Raw genomic sequence first — 19,466 nt, forward strand, 5'->3', positions numbered from 1 at the left:
TTGAAACAGGAATGCAACGCGCAGTCCTCACCGGCCTAACGGCGCCCGCCTAGTTTCGCAGCAGAGCCGCGCGGTCGTGCGGCACATGACACCGGAGGAACCGTGAAGGCCCTGAAGAACCCTGCCCTGCAGATCGGCATCGCCGCCGTCGCCGGAATCGCCTTCGGGCTCCTCGTCGGCGACTGGGCGAGCAACCTGAAGTTCGTCGGTGACCTCTTCATCCGGCTCATCCAGATGTCGATAGTGCCGCTCGTGATGGCCTCGGTGATCGTCGCGACGGGATCCATGAGCGGCAAGGGCGCCGGCGGGCTCGCCGCCCGGACCTTCGGCTGGATGATCTCCTTCTCCGTCGTCGCCGCACTGCTCGCCTGGGGCCTGAGCAGCCTCCTGCGCCCCGGAGCCGGGATGGTGTTCGACGGCGAGCTCGACCCCGCACTCACCCCGCCCGAGCCGACGAGCTGGCAGGACACCGTCCTCGGCTTCGTGTCGACGAACATCTTCGAGGCCATGTCGACGGCGACCATGGTGCCGATCATCATCTTCTCGCTGCTGTTCGGCGCCGCGCTCAACGCGTACATCGCCAGGACCGGCAACCGGCTCGTGCTCGGGTTCTTCGACCAGCTCCAGCAGATCGTCCTCACGATGATCCGGTTCGTCATGTACATCGCGCCCGTCGGCGTGTTCTGCCTCCTCGCGGCGCTCGCGGGAGACGTCGGGTTCGCCGTCGTGACGACCGCACTGAGCTACCTCGGCACGACGCTGCTCGGCGTGGTCATCCTCCTGGTCCTGTTCGTCACCGTCGTCACGCTGCGCACGCGGCTGAGCCCGTGGCGCCTGCCGCGCAAGCTCGCGGAGCAGACGGCGATAGCGGTCACGACGACGAGCTCGGCGGTCACCTACCCGACGGTGCTGCGCAACGCCGTCGAGAAGGTCGGCATCAGCAAGCGCGTCGCGAGCTTCACCCTGTCGGTGGGCCTGACCATGGGTTCCTACGGAGCCGTCCTCAACTACATGATCGTCGTGATGTTCCTCGCCCAGGCGGGCGACGTCACCCTGTCGCCGGGACAGCTGGTCCTCGGCATGGCACTCGCCGTGCTCCTCAACATGGGCACCATCACGGTCCCGGGCGGCTTCCCGGTGGTCGCGATGTTCCTCGCGACGTCGCTCGGCCTCCCGTTCGAGGCAGTGGGGCTGCTCATCGCGGTGGACTGGTTCACGGGCATCTTCCGGACGTTCCTCAACGTCAACGGCGACACGCTCGTCGCGATGCTCGTCGCGAACGCCTCCGGCGAGATCGACCGCGACGTCTACGACGAGCGGAAGACGGTCGCGGAGAGCGACGCCTCTGTCGACGAGGCCGAGCCGAACGAGGCCGAGCCGAACGCTGATGAGTCGAACGACACAGCCGCTCCGGTCAACCAGCCCGCCTGAAACCTTGCAGTGAGTGCAACAAAGATGGACGATGCGGGAATGGACCTCTACGACATCCCCTTCCACACGATGGACGGCACCGAGATCTCGCTGGCCGAGCACAAGGACGACGTGGTGCTCGTGGTGAACGTGGCCTCGCGGTGCGGTCTGGCGCCGCAGTACGCGACCCTGGAGGAGCTGCAGAAGAAGTACCAGGACCGGGGGTTCACGGTGCTGGGCTTCCCCAGCAACCAGTTCCTGCAGGAGCTGAGCTCGAACGAGAAGATCGCCGAGTTCTGCTCCATGACGTACGGCGTCACGTTCCCGGTGCTCGACAAGATCAGGCTGAACGGCCGGAACGCGCACCCGCTCTACGTCGAGCTCAAGAAGGCGGAGGACGCCGAGGGACACTCGGGCAAGATCCGGTGGAACTTCGAGAAGTTCCTGGTCCTGCCCGGCGGTGACGTGCGCCGCTACTCACCGAAGACGCTGCCGGACGACCCGGCGATCGTCGGCGAGATCGAGGCACACCTGCCGCGCTGAGGCTCAGGAGGCCGCCCCGAGGCGGCGGCCTCCTTCTCCTCAGCCCTCACTGGGGGCGAGCGTGAGCCGCATGGCTACCGGCACCACGTCCGAGGCGTCGCCGAGCCAGCCGGTCCACACCCTCGTCAGGCCGAGCTCCCTTCCGGGATCGGTCTCCTCCGCGATCAGCCTGTGCTTGCTCACCAGCGACAAGGCCGTGAGCTCGCTGACCGTCAGAATGTCGATGACCAGCACGTCCACCCGATCAAGGCCGAACGCGAGCCAGTCCTGACTCACTCGTAGCGAGAGCGTGTCGAGCGCCGTCAGACGGGACATCACTGCACTGAATGCTGTATCTGTCATGCAGCCTTGACGCTCGAACCACGCGGAGGTCACAGCACTTCCGGGAAATGTTGCAGACCAATTTCGCCCGGTCGATCGCGGCCCTCCGCAAATCTCGACAGTGGTGCCCGCGCCGCGGGCGGGGCCTACGCTGGTAAGCATGGAACCGACCCGATTCCGGCAGGCCACGCCCGAGGACGCGCAGGCGCTCCTCGATGTCGAGCGCGCCGCCGGGATCGCGGCGCTCGGCCATATCTTCCCGCCGGGCATGTACCCCTTCCCCGCCGACGAGGTCCTGGCCAAGTGGGAGTCCGCGCTCACCGAGCCCGGCGTGCGCGTGCTCGTCCTGGACGACGACGCCGACGGCTCCCGGCTGGCCTGCTTCGTCGCCCACGACGAGCGGCTGCTGCGGCACCTGGCGGTGCACCCGTCCCGCTGGGGCGCCGGCCTCGCGCGCGCTGCGATGGACGCGGCGGTCGCCGAGATGCGCGACCCGCGCCTGTGGTGCCTCGCCGACAACGACCAGGCCATCGGCTTCTACGAGCACCTCGGCTGGCGCCGCACGGGACGCACCCTGGCGTCCGACTACGCGCCGTTCCCGGACCAGGTGGAGATGGCCCTCCGCCGGGACTGACGCCCGGACCGGCTGCACGGCCTCAGGAACGGCTACAGGTCGACGAGCCCCGCCCGGTACCCGAGCACCACAGCCTGCGTCCGGTCCCGGGCCCGCAGCTTCGCGAGGACCGACGCCACGTGCGTGCGCACCGTCTCGACCCCGACCACCAGCGCGGCAGCGATCTCCGCGTTCGTCATGCCCTGCGCGACCAGCCCCAGCACCTCCCGCTCGCGCGGCGTCAGCACCGGCGCACCGGCCGTCGCCCGCGGACGCGTACGGATCAGGTCACGGAGCGCCTGTGGATACAGCAGGCTCTGCCCGACGGCGACGGTCCGGACCGCCTGCACCATCTCGTCGGCGCCTGCCCGCTTGAGCAGGAACCCGGACGCGCCCACCGTCAGCGCGTCGAGCACGTAGCCGTCGTGCTCGAACGTCGTCACCACGAGCACGCGGGGCGGCTCCGGCAGCCGCAGCACGAGCTCCGTCGCGCGCAGCCCGTCCACGCCCGGCATTCGCACGTCCATGCAGACGACGTCGGGCCGCAGGGCGCGCGCCAGCTCGACCGCCTGAGCGCCGTCGCCGGCCTCCCCGACGACCTCGATGTCGGGCTCGGCGTCGAGGATGAGGCGCAGGCCGCTGCGGACGAGCGGTTCGTCGTCGGCGACGAGCACCCGGACCTGGGTGTCAGGCATCTGGATCCTTCCGGTCGGCCCCGCCGGCTGCCCGGGGTGCGCAGGGCAGCGTCGCACGAAAGACCCACCGGTCGCCGTCCGGCCCGGCGTGGACGGTGCCGCCGAACAGGGCGACGCGTTCCCGGATGCCCGACAGGCCGCGCCCTCCGGAGGAGCGTCTGCCGGGACGCGAACCGGGCCGGACCGGGTTCACCACCTCGATCCGCACCTCGTCGCCGCCGTGCCCCACGGTCAGCAGCACGGGGCCGGGAGCGCCGTGCCGGTGGGCGTTGGTGAGCGCCTCCGTGACGATGCGCTGCACGGACCGGCCGAGGAGGGCGGGCAGCCCGGCCGGCAGGTCGAGCCGAGCGCTCAGGTCGAGCCCCGCGCGGCGGTGCGCCGACACGACGTCGTCCAGGGCGGGTGCGAGGGCGACCGGTGCCTCCTCACCCCACGAAGTGTCCTCGCTTCGCTGCGGTACTTCGCGAGGGCCCCGAGGGTCGTCGGCGTCGTCGCGGAGGACTGCCAGCAGCTGGTCGAGCTCGGCGAGCGCCGACCGTGCGGTGTCCTCGATGGCGGCCAGGGCCTCGGCCGCCGCGTCCGGGTTGACCGCGACGACCCGGCGTCCGGCCGCCGCCTGGACGCTGACGACGGTCAGGGCATGGCCTATCCCGTCGTGCAGCTCGCGCGCCAGGCGGGTGTGCTCCGCCTCCCGGCGGGCCCTGGCGAGCGCCGTCTCCATGCGGTCGTGCGGCGTGGGCCCGAGCACCCGGCCGGCGAGCGCCGCGGCGGCGGCACCCAGCGGCCAGGTGGCGATCAGGGCCAGCAGCGCCAAGGCGGCGCACGCCAACAGCCGCAGCGTGAGGGATACCGGTCCGGTCGGCAGCGGCAGCCCGGTGTAGAACGAGTCCCCCGAGGCCAACGCCTCCCCCGCGACGGCCTCCGCGCCGATCAGTACCGCCATCGGGACGCCCGCGAACAGGCCGGCCGCCACCAGCAGGCCGGAGGCGAGGTGCCCCGCGACCCAGGCCGCCGTCCGGAGCCGGTGCGCGGGGCGGGGCCGGGCGGGGACCACCAGCTCGTCGTCCACGTCGAGCAGCGCGCGGGCCGCGGTGACCTCCAGCTCCCGTGCGCCGGGCACCAGCCCGAGCCCGATGGCGGCCGCGACCGTCGCGACCGCCACCACCCAGGCGGGCAGCCCGCCGGCGACGATGTTCAGCAGGCTGTAGACGAGCAGCACGAGGGCCAGCCCGATCGCCCCGCCCAGCATCTGCCAGGCGAACCGCCGTGCGAGATACCGGGCGACGTACCGAGCCCGATCCCCTGTGAGCTGCCGCCTCGTCGCCTGCATGCCGTCATCCTCTCCGGTCCTCGGGTCCACCCGCCAGGCAACCTGCCGCGTCAGACGGCGGGCAGCTGCTCCCGGGCCGGCCTCCCGGCGTAGGGCGCCGCGATGCCCCGCTCGGACCGGGTCCGGTGGGCCACGTAGCCCCAGACGGCGAGCGCCAGGGCCGGACCCCAGTACCAGCAGGGGAACGTGATGGCGCCCACGATGCCCTCGACGAGGGTCCGCCCGCCGAACATCACGAGCATCGGGATCGCGGAGAAGACAAGGGTCACCGCGATCAGCCCGCCGGGCACCGCGGCCGCGGCGATCGGTACACGACGGCCTGCGAGGCCTGGCATCCAGCGGGGGAACACCTCGCCCCAGGGGCGGATCAGGCCGAGCGTGAGGAAGACGCCGAGCCAGGCGCCGCTGGACAGCGTCAGCCCCCAGATCCGCGTGGACAGGTCCAGGTCGAACCCGAGCTGCGGCCACGGGGTGAGCCAGGTGAGCCGCACCAGGGCGTACGGGAGCGGTCCGGTGGCGGCGACGATCGTGATGGCCCTGCGGTGCCGCACCACCCAGTCCGTGGCCCGCTCCATGACCCGCGTGCCCGCCAGGGCCTGCGCCCCAACTGCGGCCCACAGGGTCCCGGCGGCGAGCACCAGCAGGGAGAGCAGGAGGCCTGCGCGGTTCTCGTACAGGCCTGCACCGAGCATGCGCACTACCCCGGCGAGGGCGTCCCGCGCCAGGAACCCGCCGACGACGAGCAGGGCCAGGCCGGGTACGCCGACCGTCCAGCGGGCGACCCGGTACCGGCGCACCACCTGGACGAGCAGGACCACGACGGCCAGCGGCATCGCCATCGCGACGAAGTAGCCCATCGTGGACAGCGGGCCGCTGCCCTGCAGCACCACGCCGAACACGACGAGTTGCAGCGCCGCTGCCCAGACCCGGCCCCGCACGCCCAGGACACCGGCGAGCGCCGCGATACCGCCGGCGACGCCGGCCAGCGCCGTGACGACGTGGAGGGTGGTCGCGGCTTCCTGTCCGGCGAGGCCGGCCAGGAGCGCGGTAGCGGGGTCTGCGTAGACGTTCGGCACTAGTCCGAGCATCCAGGCCAGGCCGAGCAGCGCTATGGCGCCGCTCGCGATGGTGGCGCCGATGAGCGTGGCGCGGGGCAGGCGTTCCATGACGGTTCCTTCCGGTCGGTCGTGCGGTATGCCTTCACACTCCCGTCCGCCAGGCGCCCTCCCCCTCCCCCGACCGGGGGATATCGGCTGGTGGCCGGGGGATTCGCGGGGATACGTTCGCCGGTATGACGTTCGACGAGGAGATCGCCGAAGGGCTGGCCGTACCGACCGACGGCTGGGACTTCTCCTGGTTCGCGGGGCGGGCCACCGAGGAGCGACCCGGCTGGGGCTACGTGCGGCTGTGCGGCGAGCGGCTGGGCCGGGTCGACTCGGCGCTCGACGTGGACACCGGCGGCGGCGAGGTGTTCGCGGAGGCGCTGGGGCGCGCGGAACGCGTGCCCGGCACCGTGCGGGCCACCGAGGGCTGGGCGCCCAACCACGCGCTCGCCTCGGCCGCGCTCGAACCGTTCGACGGTGTCGTGACCCTGGTCGAGGACCCGGCGGCGCCGCTCCCCTTCGACGACTCCGCGTTCGGCCTCGTCACGGGCCGCCATCCGGTCTCGTTCCCCTACGCGGAGGCCGCTCGCGTGCTGGCGCCGGGCGGCACGGTCCTGGTCCAGGAGGTCGGAGCGGGCTCCAACCGGGCCCTGTACGAGTTCCTGATGGGTCCCCAGGAGAACCGGGACGCCGAGTACCTGGACGACGTGCGCGCGCGGGTGGGCACAGCGGGGCTCGACATGGTGCGGCTCCAGGACGCGCTCACCCGGGTCGAGTTCTTCGACCTGGCGGCGGTGGTGCACTTCCTGCGCAAGGTCCTGTGGACGGTGCCCGACTTCACTGTCGAGAAGTACCGTGACCGGCTGGGCGCGCTGCGGGAGCACATCGCGGAGCACGGCTCGTTCGTCTGCCACAGCCGGCGCACGCTCGTGGAGGCGCGGAAGCCGTAGCGGCGCGGGCCTCCGGGGCGGCTGCGTCAGTGCAGCTCGGCGGGCTTCCCGTTCACGTCCTGGCGGGCCGACGGCGGGTCGACGCGCTGGGCCGTCAGGTCGCGCGGCGTCAGGGTGAAGCCCTGCCAGTGCATCTCCATCGGGCTCTGGTCCTCGTCGCGCGCGACGTGGTGGAAGCCGACGGCGACCCACGTGACGACGTCGGACAGCTCCGCCTGGTCCTGCGCGAAGTCGAGCACACCCGATCCGCACGTGCCCTCCTTGTTCGCCGTGGCGAACAGCTGGCAGTCGTCGGCCTCGGTGAACGCGATCGCGTACCCGGCGTCGTCGGCGTCGTCGTGATGGTGGTCCTGGGTCAGCTCGAACGGCGTCGTGGCGCCGAGGTCCACCTGGTACGAGATCTCGTGCCCGTCCTCGTTGAGCACGTCGGGGTTCACGACGCGCCACCAGCGCCGGTCCGCCGCCTCCGCGGTGCCCTCGTGCGTGATCCTGGTGAGCTTGCCGGCGACGAGCGGTGCCCGCGGCCCCTGCTCGCCGGTCGGCGCGGCGTCGTACTGCTCGACCGCCTGCCCGCCCTGGCCGCCCAGCGCCCAGTGCACCCGCCACACCGCGTTGTGCGAGTGGCTGGTGGCGTAGTCGGTGTCTCCGGGGCCGACCGGCCAGCCGTGGGCCGGGTCGTCGCCGTAGTCCTCCGGCGACAGGTCGCCCGTGGCGCCCAGGTCGGACCGGATGGTCCCGTCGCTGCCGAACGTGTACTGGCTGACGTACTCGTACCAGCCGACCTTCGAGACGGTCGCGAGCCGCAGCTCGGTGCGCCGTGCGACCTCGGCCTCGGCCTCGGCCCCGGCGCCCTCGCCGCTGCGGTAGGCGATGCCGCCGTCGACCACTTCCTGGCAGAGCACCGGACGCTTCCCGCCGCCCCCGCCCAGCGAACCGTCGCCGACCTTCGGCAGATACGTCTCGAGACGCTCGCCCAGGCACTCGGTCTCGGTGAGCGTCATCATCTGGGGACCGCCGAAGCCCTGCGTGGTGATGTCCTCGGTATTGCGCAGGCCGGTGTCGTACGGCACCTCGAGCTGCCCGATGGACAGCTCGGCCAGCACCTGCACCGGCTTGTGGTCCGCCGGTACGAAGTGGACGTCCTCGAGCACCAGCCCGCGGCTGGGGTCCACCCGCCAGCACATGGTCCACGTCGAACGGCTGAGCAGCTCCTGCGTGATCGGCTCGTTCTCCGGGCACCTCAGGTCCACACCGCTCGACACCGTCTTCTCGTCTGTCAGCGGGGCAGGCGCGGCAGGTAGCGCGTGCTCCACGACCAGGATCGCGGCCACGACGAGTGCGACGATGGCCGCCGCTGCGACGACCGCCGGAATCATCCCTCGTCTCGGCGACAGCTCGGACACGACTCCTCCTTGGATCTCGGGCACACGGCCCGTCTGCGGGCCGTTCGGAAACGGGACCGGCCCGGTGCGACGACGTCGCACCGGGCCGGTCTTACTGCGTCAGACACTCACTGCTGCGTCAGAGACTCAGCTCATCAGACGGCAGGCTTGTCGCCCGACATCCGACCCATCGCCGTGGCGAAGGCCTGGCTGATCTCGCGGCGACGCTTGATCATGACCGCACCGGCGCCGAGCAGCAGCACCATGGCGGCGATCAGAGCGGCGACGTTCGCACCGGTGTTGGCCAGGCCGCCGTCGCCGTTACCGGCGCCCGCACCCGAACCGTCACCGTTGCCGTCACCGTTGCCGGAGCCGCTGTTGCTGGCCACGACGGTGATCGGCGTCTGCGCGCCCTCGCCGCCGTCCTCCGGCTGAGCGTCGACGATGATGACGCCCGGCGGGGTCCCCTCGGGAACCGTGATCGGGGTCTCGAAGCCGCAGTCGTCGCCGACGGTCACGGTGACGGGGTCACCGATGTCGTTGCCCTGCGTGTCCTTCAGCTGGACGACGACCGTGGAGCCGGCCGGGAAGCCCGAACCGGTGACCATGACCTCGTCGCCGGCCTCGACCACTGCCGGGTCGGCAACGATGGTCGGGTTCGTGCACTCACCCGGGGGGTTCGTGCCCGGCTCCAGGATCTCGAGCGGCGCCTCGGCACCCTCGCTGCCGTCCTCAGGAACGGCCTCGACGACGTGGTCGCCGGGCTCTGCGTCCTCAGGAACGGTCAGGTCCGTGATGAAGCCGCAGGCCTCGTCCGGGGTGACCATGACCGCGTCGCCCACCGGGTTGCCCTCGGCGTCGCGCAGCTGCACGGCGACCGGAACGCCCGCCGGGAAGCCCTGGCCGACGACCGAGACGGTGTCGCCCGGGTAGACAGCACCCGGCTCGACGGTCAGCGTCGGGTCCATGGCGCAGATGTCCGAGCCGGCGACCACTGCCAGCGGGGCCTCAGCGGCCTCACCGGTGGTGTCGTCCGTACCCACGACCGGGTAGACGCCGAGCTCGGCGTCAGCCGGAACCGGAACCGCGACGGTGAACGAACCGTCCGAGTCGGTGTCGACCGGGATGGCGTCGCCCACGGGGTTGCCCTCGGGGTCGGTCAGCTGAACGGTCGCGGTCGAGTCGGGCGTGTAGCCCTCACCGGTCGTGATCGTGGACTGGCCGGGCGCCACGGTGGCGGGGTCGACCGACAGCGACGGGTCGATGTCGCCAGGTCCGCCGTCGTCGGGCGTGATGCGCACTGCGGCGTTGCCCAGGTTGATCCGAGCGAGCTCGTTCTCCCCCGGCAGCAGCGCGATGCTCAGCGCGTTCAGGTCGAGCGAGGTGACGACCTCGTCCGCCGTGGCGGTCGGGGACACCGTGCCACCGGTCTCGGTCACCTGACGGTTGATCGTGATCGAGAGGACCTGGGACAGGACGTCGAAGACCGGCGAGAGCAGCTCGCGGATCGGCTTCGTGATCGAGTCCGTCTTGATGTCGTTGATGAGCAGCTCGAAGATGTTGTCACCCTCGTCGCTGATCAGCAGGTCGTACACCGGGGCCAGGATCGGCGCGAGCGCCGGGCCGACCGTGTTGATGGTGTTGACCAGGACCGTGGCGACCGGCGCCATGGTGCCCGTGCTGTTGTCGACGGCCTCGGGGAAGTCGCCGTTCACGGCGTCCACCAGGGGCAGCGACCACGAGACGTCGAGGGTGCCGAGGGCGCCCTCCTCGTAGAAGGCGATGTTGATCGTGACCGAGTTCAGCGAGTCCTCGATCGCACCGATGAGGATGCGGGTGACTTCCTGCATCAGCTCGTGCACGGTCTCCGCGATGAGCGGGTAGGTCGTGTCGTCGATGAGCTCGGTGTTCGGGGGCAGGCCGTTGAGGCCTTCCTCGTTACCCTCGGGGCTGTCGACCAGCTTGTCGAGGTGGATCTCCAGCTGACCGGTCGACAGGTCGATCGTGATGAGCTGGTTCGCGGAGGTGATCGGCTCGGCCACGACGGACTCGAACAGGTTCTCCTGCATGTTGCTGTCGACGGTGATCGAGGGCGTCGGAACACCCGGGACCGCGTCGAACAGGCCGGTCAGGGCGCTGTCGTCCAGGTTCTCGTTGACGAGGTCCTCGACGGTCGTGTCGATGGTGCCGCCGAGGTCGTAGATCGACGCGGCAGCGTCCTCGATGACCGGGGAGTGCAGGAACAGGTCCAGGTCGGCAACGCGGTACTGGCCGAGGCCACCCACGCCGTCCTGGTCCAGGATGACGCCGTCCTCGGCCTTGACCTCGGCCGCGGCAGCACCGGTCTCCAGGAGGAGCTGGTCGACGATCTTGTCGGTGAGGCCGTCGATGCCCAGCAGGCGTGCGACGGACAGGACGTCCACGGACGCCTTGCCGAAGTCCTCGGTCTGGCCGTCGAGGTGGACGCCACCGTCCGCGCCGAGCAGGCCCGAGACCGCGTACGCGTCGACTGGGGACGACGCCTCGCTCTTGCTGGCGAGCGCGCCAGCCTGACCGTAGTCGAGGATCTCGTCGAGGCGAACCTCGATGTCATTGAGCTTGATGAGCTCGGAGCCGAGCAGCTCGACGTTGAGGTTGCCCTCGTTCGGCCCGGGGTTCGACTCCGAGCCGGCCTGCGAGTAAGCGGCTGCCAGCAGCGCCTCCTGGAAGAGCGTCGAGTCGAGGACGCTCGCAGCGGCCTCGGACGGCTCGTCCGGGTAGTTGTTCACTGCGACCGCAGGCAGTCCGGTGGCCGTAACCACGACTGCGGTTGCCGCGGCCGTCGCCAGGGTCCGGCGCCACGGGGCGCCGCCCTTCCGACGTCGGCCTGACGGTACTTGCGTTCGGTTCAAGAGAACTCACTCCTCCATATACACGCTTCAAGTGAAAGCGTCCGGATCGGTACGTGATCACGTCCGGAATCGGCTGGGGCGAGGCGTATGACACACCGGTGCCCGGGCTTTAGAGAACAGTGATTCCCAGGGACCTGCCAGGCGGAGCGGCAATCGTGCGCTGACGCAACTCAACGCAATTCGCCGTGCGCTCGAATCGATAAGAGGAGCGATAAAGGCATCCCCATGCACGTCCGCGGAAAGAAGTGAAGAACGTCCGGAATGCCGGGTGAAAAGCCCTACCAACAGCAGGTGAAAACCTTGCGTTAAGGTCGGGTGTCAGCCACCGGCAAGCCAAGCGGGCGGACGGGTCTCGGCGAGCCGCACCAGGTCCCTGCGGTCCCGGATGCCGAGCGTGGCGTAGGCCCGGCGCAGCCGGTTCACCACTGTCCGCTCGGACACGAAGGTCGCCTGGGCGATCTGCGAGTTCGTCGCACCGTGCACCGCCAGCTTGACCATCTCCCGCTCGTGCGTGCCGAGCACCTCCCACTCGGGGCCGGCACCACCGCTCGCGTCGGCCTCCGCGAGGAACACGTCGATACCCCGCAGCCAGCCGGCCATCCCGGCCAGCCGCACGAGCGTCCTGGCCTCGTCGAGCATCGCGTTGCCGGTGGCGCGACCGCCACGCGTCACCGCGTACCGGCCGTACGCGACGAGCATGCGGACCCGCTGCCACGGCGACATGGGGGCGGACGGAGCGTGCAGCGCGGTCTCGAACGCCACCGACGGCACACCGTCGTCGGCCAGCAGCGCGTCGAGCCTCGCGTACGCGGCGGCGACGTCGGGCGTCGACCGTTCCTCGGGTGCCACCGGCGGGTCGAGCAGCCGCTGGGCTCGCGGCCCCACCCGGCCGGGCGGCGTGGAGGCCATCACGGACTCCACGAGATCGCACCGGACCTGCACGCGTCCCCGGTAGGGCCAGGCGCAGTGCTCGAGCGCGATGGTCAGCAGCGCGACCGCGCCTTCCGCCTGTCCGACGACGAGGTGGGCGGCGCCCAGGTCTGCGGCGTACTCGCCGAGCACCCGCGCCGACCAGCTGCCCGCCTGCGCAGGCATGGTGCTGCCAGGGACGGTCCCGTCGACGACGGCGTCCGCCGAGGCACGCATGCCCCGGGCCGGCAGCCACGCGTCGACTGACGGGCGCAGCTCGGTGGCGTGCGCGAGATGCGTGCGGACGTCGACCGCGCGCCCGTCGAACGCGGCCACCCGGGCCGCCGCGAGGTCGCGCGCGACGATCTCCGCCACCGCCCGGTCCGGCGTCGCGCCGGAGTGGTCGGCGAGGAGACCGCGTGCGCCGACCACGTCCCCCAGCGTCAGGAGGGCGCGCACCTGGATGTCGACACCCACCCAGTCCTGGCCGGGCGTCGGCCCGATCAGCCGCAGGTCCGCCCGCAGCGCGCCGGGGTCCGGCAGGTCGCCCGTGTCCTCGAGGCACAGCAGCGCCTCGGCGACGCGCGCGCCCGCGGCGCGGGCCTCCGCGCCGACGCCCGTCAGGTCGCGCCACCACAGGTGGTCGGTCCATTCCGCGCCCACCCCGTCCGGCACCAGTGAGCCGGCCACGTGGTCACGCCAAGCGCGACCGGTCATGAGCGACACCCCGACGGCGCGCGCGGCCAGGCGTGGGTCGGGCGCGGCCGCCACGGCCGCCCAGGCGCGCGCGGGCAGCTCCTCGAGGTGCAGCCCGTCGAGGATCCTCAGCAGCGCGCCGGCGTCGGTGACGTCGCGATCCGGCGTCAGGGCGTCCCGGCCGTCCACCTGGCCGTCGGCGCCCCGCACCTCCTTGCACAGCAGGGCGAGCAGCGGGTGCCGCACGCTCGAGCGGCCGTCCCGACGCGCCGCCAGGGCGCCGCCGAGGGGTGTGGTCGCGAGCGCGGTCATGGTCGCCGGGTCGAGCCCGGCAAGCATCGCGCGGTAGGCGCGCCGGGCCGCCGAACCGACCGTCTCGGGTCCGGCCCAGGAGACGTCCCCGCGCAGCTCCGCGGCGCTCAGCGAACCCGCGAGCTCGAGGGCGAGGCGCGGGTTCCCGGCGCTCCACCAGCGCAGGTGCTCGACGACGTCGGCCGCCACCGGGGCGCTCATCTCCGTCGCGAGCGCACGGCGCAGGGACATCCGGTCGAGCGGGCCGAGCTCGAGCACCTCGACGTCGTCGGAGAGCGCCTCGACCGCGATGCTCCGCACCGCGGCGATCACCCGCCAGTCCTGTCCGTACGCCTCGTCCGCCAGGTGCTGGAGCCAGCGCGCGCGCTCGGCGGTCAGCACCCCGACGTCGTCGACGAAGAGGACGCGCGGCCCGGAGCCGCCGTCGCCCGCCCAGACCGAGACCGCGCGCAGGAACCCTGCCGCGTCGAAGCCCGGGCCGACCTCCGGATCGTCCGGCACGGACCAGGCTGACAGGTCGACCCGCCGGCTGTTGTCCAGGTCGTGCGCCGACGGCCGGGACGAGCACGGCCGGACCACGCGGACCGCTGACGATCCCGCGCCGACCTGCTTCAGCGCGTGGAGCACCGTCGAGGTCTTGCCGATCCCGCTCAGTCCGCGCACGACGAGGACCGTCGGGTCCAGGTCGGTTGCGAAATGCCCGATGACCCGCAGCTCTCGATCACGCCCGTGGACCACGAGGTCCCTCCCCCTGCTGCCTGCCTGGTTGGTCCATACCCTCGGCACTGCCGAAGGCACTGCCACGGAAGGCCCGTTACTTGATGGCACGCACACCCCAATTCGCCACTTACATGAATGTCTATCAGTAGCGCCTCAGGAGTCTATGACAGGAGATGAATCGTGCAGGATGAGCGTGTGGTACGGGATATTACGGTTCTACTGGCGGATCTCGGACAGGTGGGGGAAACTTCGCACCCGCAATCCGCGCGGAATGTCTCATTCCGGGGGTGGGGGCATCAGGCCAGGGGGCCGAGCATTTCTTGTCTGCCCGCTTCGGACCGCACCGTGCCGTCGAGCACGTCGACCAGCTTCTTCTCCTCGTACCGGAAGTGCGTCTCCATGACGGCCTCGATGCCGTCGAGGTGCCGCAGCAGCTCGTCCTGCGCGCCACCCGACAGGGCGGCGCGCTCCAGCTCGCCCAGGAGGTGGTCGAGCATCGAGTGGTCCCGCTTCAGGTCGGCCACGACGGGCGCCAGCTCGGGACGGGCCGCCAGCACCACGTCGAACAGCGTCGCGTCCTCGCTGCGGTGGTGACCGGTCAGTGCCGCGCAGAAGCCCACGCAGTAGAGCTGCAGCTCCTTTGCCGCAGCCGGCCCCTCCGCGCCGTCCTCGACCGCGGACCTCGCCACCGCGAGTGCATCCCGCAACCGCCGGTGGACCTCACGAAGCTCCTGGCCCCAGGCGACGACACGTTGGCTCATCGCCCCAACCCTAGCCCGGGGCGCGCACCCGGTCTCAGGCGCGCAGCAGCTCGGCGACGACGGCGGGCACCGCGTGGGCGATCTCCAGCGCCGTCACGGGACCACCGGCGGACGCCCGCGCCGCGGCCCGGCCGTGCACGAGCACGGCGGCGGCGGCGAGGCGGGCCGCGAGGGTCTCGTCCTCCACGACGTCGGCGGAGCGGCCGGCGAGCAGCGTCCCGAGGATCCCCGCGAGCACGTCACCGGCCCCGGCCGTGCCGGTCCAGGCCGGCGCGTCGGCCTGGGCGTACACGTCGCCCGGGCCCGCCACGACGGTGATCGCGCCCTTGAGCAGCACGGTCGCGCCCGTGGCCTGGTGCGCGGTACGCACCCAGTGCAGCGGCTGCGCCTCGACCGCCGCGCGGTCGACGTCGTGCCCCAGGCCCTGCAGCAGCTCCGCCAGCTCACCGGCGTGCGGGGTCAGGACCGCCCAGGCCGGGAGCCGGTGCTCCAGCATCGTGAGCGCACCCGCGTCGATGACGGCAGGCATCCTGCCGCCGGTCACGTCCTCGGAGAGCACACCGGTCACCGCGGCGAGCGCCCCGAAGATCCGGCGGGCCTGGCCGTCGTCGTCCGGCCCGTCCTCGGGGCCGAGCGCGGGGACGCCTGGTCCGAGGACCCATGCCTGGACCCGGCCGCCCGCCACGACCACCTCGGGGCGGGCGAGCAGGACGCGCGCGCCGGTCGCCTCGGGCCCCAGGTAGCGCACCATGCCGGGACCGGCCAGCACGGCACCCGACGTCGCGAGGACCGCCGCGCCCGGGTACGTGCTCGTCCCGGCGATCACGCCGACCACGCCCCTCGTGTACTTGTGGTCGTGCGGGCTGGGGACGGGCCACAGCTCTGCGACGTCGGCCGGCTCCATCCGCCGCACCCGGCCCGACGCCGGGTCCGCCCCGCTCATCGCGTGCCTGCCCGTCGCCACGCCCCACACGGTGCCCGACCAGCCTTGGGCACCCGCGACAGTGGGGAAGCCGACGTCGACCAGCTCGACGTCGCCCGCGAGGTGGGCAGCGGGCGGCAGGAGCAGGCCGGGCTTGAGCGCGCCGAACGTCACCGTGCGGTCGGCGCGCAGGACGGGGCCGGGTACCGCGCCGTCGTCCACGCCTATGCCGCTCGGGATGTCGACGGCGATCGTGAGCGGCCAGCGCTTCCCCGCCTTCTCGCGGGCCTCCGCGAGCGTCCGGACGAGACCGCCGGCCGGGGGCCGCAGTGCGCCGCGTGCGCCGACACCGACCAGGCCGTCCAGCAGGACGTCGGAGGCGAGTGCGGCCTGGACCACGGCCGGGACCCGGACCTCGGCGAGCGTCAGCACCTTTCCGCCCGCTGCCCGGAACGCCGCGAGGCCGTCCTCGTGGGCGCGCGCCGACGCGAGCACGGCGGTGACCGCCATGCCGCGCCGCGCAAGGTGCGCGCCCGCGAACAGGGCGTCTCCGCCGTTGTTACCCGGTCCGACGAGCAGCAGAGCGCCGGCGCCGCGTACGTCGACCCTGGGGCCGGTCGCACGGCCGGGGCGGATGCGGGCGGTGCCTGGGAGTCCGTCGGAGCCGAGGCTGCCGCGCAGGCGGACGGTGCCCGGACGGACGAGCCGATGACCAGGGGCGCGACCGTCAAGCGACTCCGCGACCTCGCGGAGCACCGCCTGGGCCAGCGCGTACGCCGCCCTGGCCATGAGCGGCTCGCCGGCGGCGATCAGTGGCTCTTCGGCCTTTCGTACCTCGTCGGAACTCCACGCGTCTTTCACGGTCCTATAGTGCCGCTTCCGCCGCCGTCCGAGGGACAGATTGTGGGCGAAATGGACGGCCCCTCCCCTCCGCAACCCTCTCGGCATAAGGTCGGACCATGCGATTCGGACTCTTCATCCCGCAGGGCTGGCGCCTCGACCTGGTCGACATCCCGCCTGCCGACCAGTGGGCTTCCATGCTTTCCCTCGTGCACCGCGCGGAGAACCAGGCGGCTGGCGAGGCCGTCCCGGGCGGCGAGTTCGCCTGGGAGTCGGCGTGGGTCTACGACCACTTCCACACCGTCCCGGCGGTCACCACGGAGGCCACCCACGAGGCCTGGACCCTCATGGCGGCGTTCGCCGCGGCGACACAGCGCATCCGGCTGGGCCAGATGTGCACGTGCATGGCGTACCGCAACCCGGCCTACCTGGCCAAGGTCGCCTCGACCGTCGACACGGTCTCCGGCGGCCGCGTCGAGATGGGCATCGGTGCCGGCTGGTACGAGCACGAGTGGCGCGCCTACGGCTACGGCTTCCCGTCCGCCGGCGAGCGCCTGCGCGCGCTCGACGAGGGCGTGCAGATCATGGCGAACATGTGGCGCACGGGCTCCTCCGGCACGTTCGAGGGCAAGCAGTACCAGGTCGACGGCGCGCTCTGCTACCCGCAGCCCCTGCAGCAGCTCCCGGTGGGTGACGGCGGCGCCGAGGTGCCGTCGATCCCGCTGTGGATCGCGGGCGGCGGCGAGAAGAAGACGCTGCGCATCGCCGCGCAGCACGCCCAGTACACGAACTTCGCCGGTGCGCCGGAGACGTTCGACCACAAGTCGCGCGTCCTGGAAGAGCACTGCAAGGAGCTGGGACGGGACTTCGGTGAGATCACCCGGTCGGCGAACTACAACGTGGTGATCGGCGAGAACGACGCCGAGGTCGCCGAGCGGCTGGGCTGGATCGAGGCGCACCTGCGCAAGTGGGTCCCCGAGAAGGCCGACCAGGAGATCAACACCTGGCGCACGGGGCTCCTGGTCGGGACGCCCGAGCAGATCGTCGAGCGGCTGCAGGACATGCGTTCGCGCGGCCTGGAGTACGCGATCACGTACTTCCAGGAGGCCGCCTACGACCAGGCGGGCCTGGAGCTCTTCGAGAAGCAGGTCATCCCCGAGCTCCAGTAACCCGCTCCGCCGAGGTGGTCAGCCTTCCGCGATCACCATGGCCGACGCGATGCCCGCGTCGTGCGAGATCGTGATGTGCCAGGTGCGCACGCCGAGCTCGGCGGCGCGGGCGGCGACGGTGCCGCTCGCGTCGATCCGGGGCGGGCCCCCCACCGTGCGGTGCACCGTGACGTCGTGCCAGCGGAGGTTCCCCGGAGCACCGAGCGACTTCGCGATGGCCTCCTTCGCGGCGAACCGGGCGGCCAGGGACGCCGGCGGCAGCTCGCGCTCGACCTCGGTGAACAGCTTCTCGCGCAGCCGGGGCGTCCGGTCGAGGGTCTCCATGAACCGGGCCACGTCGACCACGTCGATGCCCGTCCCGATGATCATTGGCTCAGCCTAGGCGGCTGCCGATGGCCGCAGGCCCCGTCGCGTCCCACAACCGCGGCCTTGCGCAGGATGCCCGACTTGGGGCACCATGTCACAGTAACGTAACGGTAAAGGTTGCGCCCGCGTCGTGCCCGCGGCGCGCCATCTTTCATGTTCAGGAGGTCGCCATGCCCGCGGACGACGACAAGCTGCCCTTCCCCAAGGTCATGGTCCTGGTCTTCGGCGTGATGATCGCCGCCATCCTCACGTTGCTCGTGTACGTCGCCGTGTCGAGCTGACCCCGCGGCCGCATCCGGCGGCGCTCACGCCGCTCCCGCCTCCTCGACGCGGTCCAGCCACTCGCCGACGAGTGACTCGAACAGGCCACGCTGCTCCAGGTGCAGCGAGTGCCCCGCGCGGTCCAGCACGGCGAAGGACGCCCGGGGGTAGTGCTCGACCAGCTCCCACGCGTCGCGATAGCCGGTGACCGAGTCCTGCCGCCCGACGAGGACGAGCGCCGGCTTGTCGAACGGGACCGGCTCGACCGGGAAGCTCCCCGCGTAGTGCGCCTCGACCCGTGCGACCACCTCCGGGTCGGCCGCCGCCAGGCCGGGATCCACCTCCTGCCGGGACCGCGCCCAGGTCTCCTCGGTCTGGACCACGAGGACCTCCTCCGCGGCGAGCGCCTCCGGCCCGACCCGCTCCACGAGCGCCGGGTCCTGGACCAGCACCTGCCGCTGCGGGAGCTCGCGCAGCTCGTGGCGGGGTTCGACGACGGTCACCACGACGGCCAGGCCGGCCACTCGTCCGGCGTCGGCGGCAGTGAGCCCTCGCGCCAGGTACCCGCCGTACGACTGCCCCACGACGGCATACGGGCCCTCGGGCACGAGCGCCCGGACGGCGCCCCGCAGGATCCGGAAGACGTCGTCGGTGCTCGCGACGTCCGGCGCCGCCGTCCCGCCCATGCCCGGCAGGTCGACATAGACGCGGCGCCAGCCCGGCCGGTCCGCGAAGACCGGCTCGAACGCGCCGACCATGATCCGCTGGTCCACCGGGAACCCGTGGACCAGCACCACGGTGGCCACCCCCGGCCCTGCCTGTCCGTGCTCCACGTAGTGCACCCGGACCCCGTCGACCTCCACGTACGCCATGCACGCCCCTCTCGTCAGCCCGAGGTTAGACGGCGTCACCGACATCCCGGATGCCCTCGGTGTCCTCCGGCTCGATGAGGTGCCGCCAGCGGAACCACTTGCGTTCCAGCTCCTCGGTCAGGTCGACGTCGAACCGCCGGGCCACGAGCAGCAGCTGCGCCAGCGCGTCCGCGACCTCACCGCGGAACGCGTCCCGCGTCTCGTCGTCGGACAGGCCGCGGTCGCGCGAGCGACCGGACAGGTTGAGGAACGCCTGCGTGAGCTCGCCGACCTCCTCGTGGAGCTTCAGCACCAGCCAGTCGTCGGTGCGCTCGATCCCGTGCACCCGCGCGTAGACGCGGCTGATGATCTCGACGTCGTCGGAGAGCTTCTTGAGTTCCACGCCGCCGAGCGTGCCACA

17 protein-coding genes are annotated in these 19,466 nt (G+C 71.9%); 5 read left to right on the forward strand and 12 right to left on the reverse strand.

The window, feature by feature from the left end:
- Positions 1–102: 102 nt before the first annotated feature.
- Complete coding sequence (locus ACNYC2_RS24235; RefSeq protein WP_419704235.1) at positions 103–1,431, forward strand: dicarboxylate/amino acid:cation symporter; 1,329 nt, start codon at positions 103–105, stop codon at positions 1,429–1,431.
- Positions 1,432–1,470: 39 nt separating this feature from the next.
- Positions 1,471–1,953 carry a glutathione peroxidase gene (locus ACNYC2_RS24240; RefSeq protein ID WP_419704236.1) on the forward strand — a complete coding sequence of 161 codons (483 nt, stop codon included), beginning with the start codon at positions 1,471–1,473 and terminating at the stop codon, positions 1,951–1,953.
- A gap of 39 nt (positions 1,954–1,992) precedes the next feature.
- Here the strand turns inward: ACNYC2_RS24240 and ACNYC2_RS24245 are convergent, their stop codons facing one another.
- Positions 1,993–2,328, reverse strand: coding sequence for a hypothetical protein (locus ACNYC2_RS24245; RefSeq protein WP_419704237.1), 336 nt, complete (start codon positions 2,326–2,328; stop codon positions 1,993–1,995).
- 106 nt (positions 2,329–2,434) lie between these two features.
- On the opposite strand from ACNYC2_RS24245, the gene ACNYC2_RS24250 reads away from it, so the two are divergent.
- The gene (locus ACNYC2_RS24250) at positions 2,435–2,908 is read left to right on the forward strand and encodes an N-acetyltransferase family protein (RefSeq protein ID WP_419704238.1); all 474 of its coding nucleotides are present in this window, start codon (positions 2,435–2,437) and stop codon (positions 2,906–2,908) included.
- A gap of 32 nt (positions 2,909–2,940) precedes the next feature.
- Here the strand turns inward: ACNYC2_RS24250 and ACNYC2_RS24255 are convergent, their stop codons facing one another.
- Genes ACNYC2_RS24255 through ACNYC2_RS24265 form a run of 3 tightly spaced genes read right to left on the reverse strand, consistent with a single transcriptional unit; the run spans position 2,941 to position 6,078 of the window.
- A complete protein-coding gene (locus tag ACNYC2_RS24255; RefSeq protein WP_419704239.1) occupies positions 2,941–3,582 on the reverse strand; it encodes a response regulator in 642 nt (213 codons plus the stop codon).
- Positions 3,575–4,912, reverse strand: a complete 1,338-nt coding sequence (locus ACNYC2_RS24260; RefSeq protein WP_419704240.1) for a sensor histidine kinase — start codon at positions 4,910–4,912, stop codon at positions 3,575–3,577. The genes ACNYC2_RS24255 and ACNYC2_RS24260 overlap by 8 nt, the downstream gene beginning before the upstream one ends.
- A 50-nt stretch (positions 4,913–4,962) precedes the next feature.
- Positions 4,963–6,078 carry a hypothetical protein gene (locus tag ACNYC2_RS24265; RefSeq protein WP_419704241.1) on the reverse strand — a complete coding sequence of 372 codons (1,116 nt, stop codon included), beginning with the start codon at positions 6,076–6,078 and terminating at the stop codon, positions 4,963–4,965.
- A gap of 125 nt (positions 6,079–6,203) precedes the next feature.
- Between ACNYC2_RS24265 and ACNYC2_RS24270 the strand changes: the two genes are divergently transcribed.
- Positions 6,204–6,965 carry a class I SAM-dependent methyltransferase gene (locus ACNYC2_RS24270; protein WP_419704242.1) on the forward strand — a complete coding sequence of 254 codons (762 nt, stop codon included), beginning with the start codon at positions 6,204–6,206 and terminating at the stop codon, positions 6,963–6,965.
- Between the two features lie 26 nt (positions 6,966–6,991).
- On the opposite strand, the gene ACNYC2_RS24275 is transcribed toward ACNYC2_RS24270, so the two are convergent.
- The 5 genes from ACNYC2_RS24275 to ACNYC2_RS24295 form a co-directional block, all read right to left on the reverse strand.
- Entirely contained in the window at positions 6,992–8,368 is a 1,377-nt protein-coding gene (locus tag ACNYC2_RS24275; RefSeq protein ID WP_419704243.1) for a copper amine oxidase, read from the reverse strand.
- 134 nt (positions 8,369–8,502) lie between these two features.
- Positions 8,503–11,148 (reverse strand): choice-of-anchor G family protein, encoded by a 2,646-nt coding sequence (locus ACNYC2_RS24280; protein WP_419704244.1) that lies wholly within the window; start codon positions 11,146–11,148, stop codon positions 8,503–8,505.
- A gap of 408 nt (positions 11,149–11,556) precedes the next feature.
- Positions 11,557–13,818 (reverse strand): helix-turn-helix transcriptional regulator, encoded by a 2,262-nt coding sequence (locus tag ACNYC2_RS24285; RefSeq protein WP_419704245.1) that lies wholly within the window; start codon positions 13,816–13,818, stop codon positions 11,557–11,559.
- A 353-nt stretch (positions 13,819–14,171) separates the two neighbouring features.
- Positions 14,172–14,636 (reverse strand): hemerythrin domain-containing protein, encoded by a 465-nt coding sequence (locus ACNYC2_RS24290; RefSeq protein WP_419704246.1) that lies wholly within the window; start codon positions 14,634–14,636, stop codon positions 14,172–14,174.
- A gap of 34 nt (positions 14,637–14,670) precedes the next feature.
- A complete protein-coding gene (locus ACNYC2_RS24295) occupies positions 14,671–16,419 on the reverse strand; it encodes a bifunctional ADP-dependent NAD(P)H-hydrate dehydratase/NAD(P)H-hydrate epimerase (protein WP_419704247.1) in 1,749 nt (582 codons plus the stop codon).
- Between the two features lie 98 nt (positions 16,420–16,517).
- On the opposite strand from ACNYC2_RS24295, the gene ACNYC2_RS24300 reads away from it, so the two are divergent.
- Positions 16,518–17,567 (forward strand): LLM class F420-dependent oxidoreductase, encoded by a 1,050-nt coding sequence (locus tag ACNYC2_RS24300; protein WP_419704248.1) that lies wholly within the window; start codon positions 16,518–16,520, stop codon positions 17,565–17,567.
- 18 nt (positions 17,568–17,585) lie between these two features.
- Here the strand turns inward: ACNYC2_RS24300 and ACNYC2_RS24305 are convergent, their stop codons facing one another.
- The 3 genes from ACNYC2_RS24305 to ACNYC2_RS24315 form a co-directional block, all read right to left on the reverse strand.
- Positions 17,586–17,936: a holo-ACP synthase gene (locus ACNYC2_RS24305; RefSeq protein WP_116673618.1), complete on the reverse strand. Its 351-nt coding sequence runs from the start codon at positions 17,934–17,936 to the stop codon at positions 17,586–17,588.
- A 302-nt stretch (positions 17,937–18,238) separates the two neighbouring features.
- The gene (locus tag ACNYC2_RS24310; RefSeq protein ID WP_419704249.1) at positions 18,239–19,066 is read right to left on the reverse strand and encodes an alpha/beta fold hydrolase; all 828 of its coding nucleotides are present in this window, start codon (positions 19,064–19,066) and stop codon (positions 18,239–18,241) included.
- A 25-nt stretch (positions 19,067–19,091) separates the two neighbouring features.
- Positions 19,092–19,448 (reverse strand): pyrophosphatase, encoded by a 357-nt coding sequence (locus ACNYC2_RS24315; RefSeq protein ID WP_419704250.1) that lies wholly within the window; start codon positions 19,446–19,448, stop codon positions 19,092–19,094.
- Between the last annotated feature and the right edge of the window lie 18 nt (positions 19,449–19,466).

Source organism: Promicromonospora sp. NFX87, from assembly GCF_048564965.1.
Taxonomy (GTDB): domain Bacteria; phylum Actinomycetota; class Actinomycetes; order Actinomycetales; family Cellulomonadaceae; genus Promicromonospora.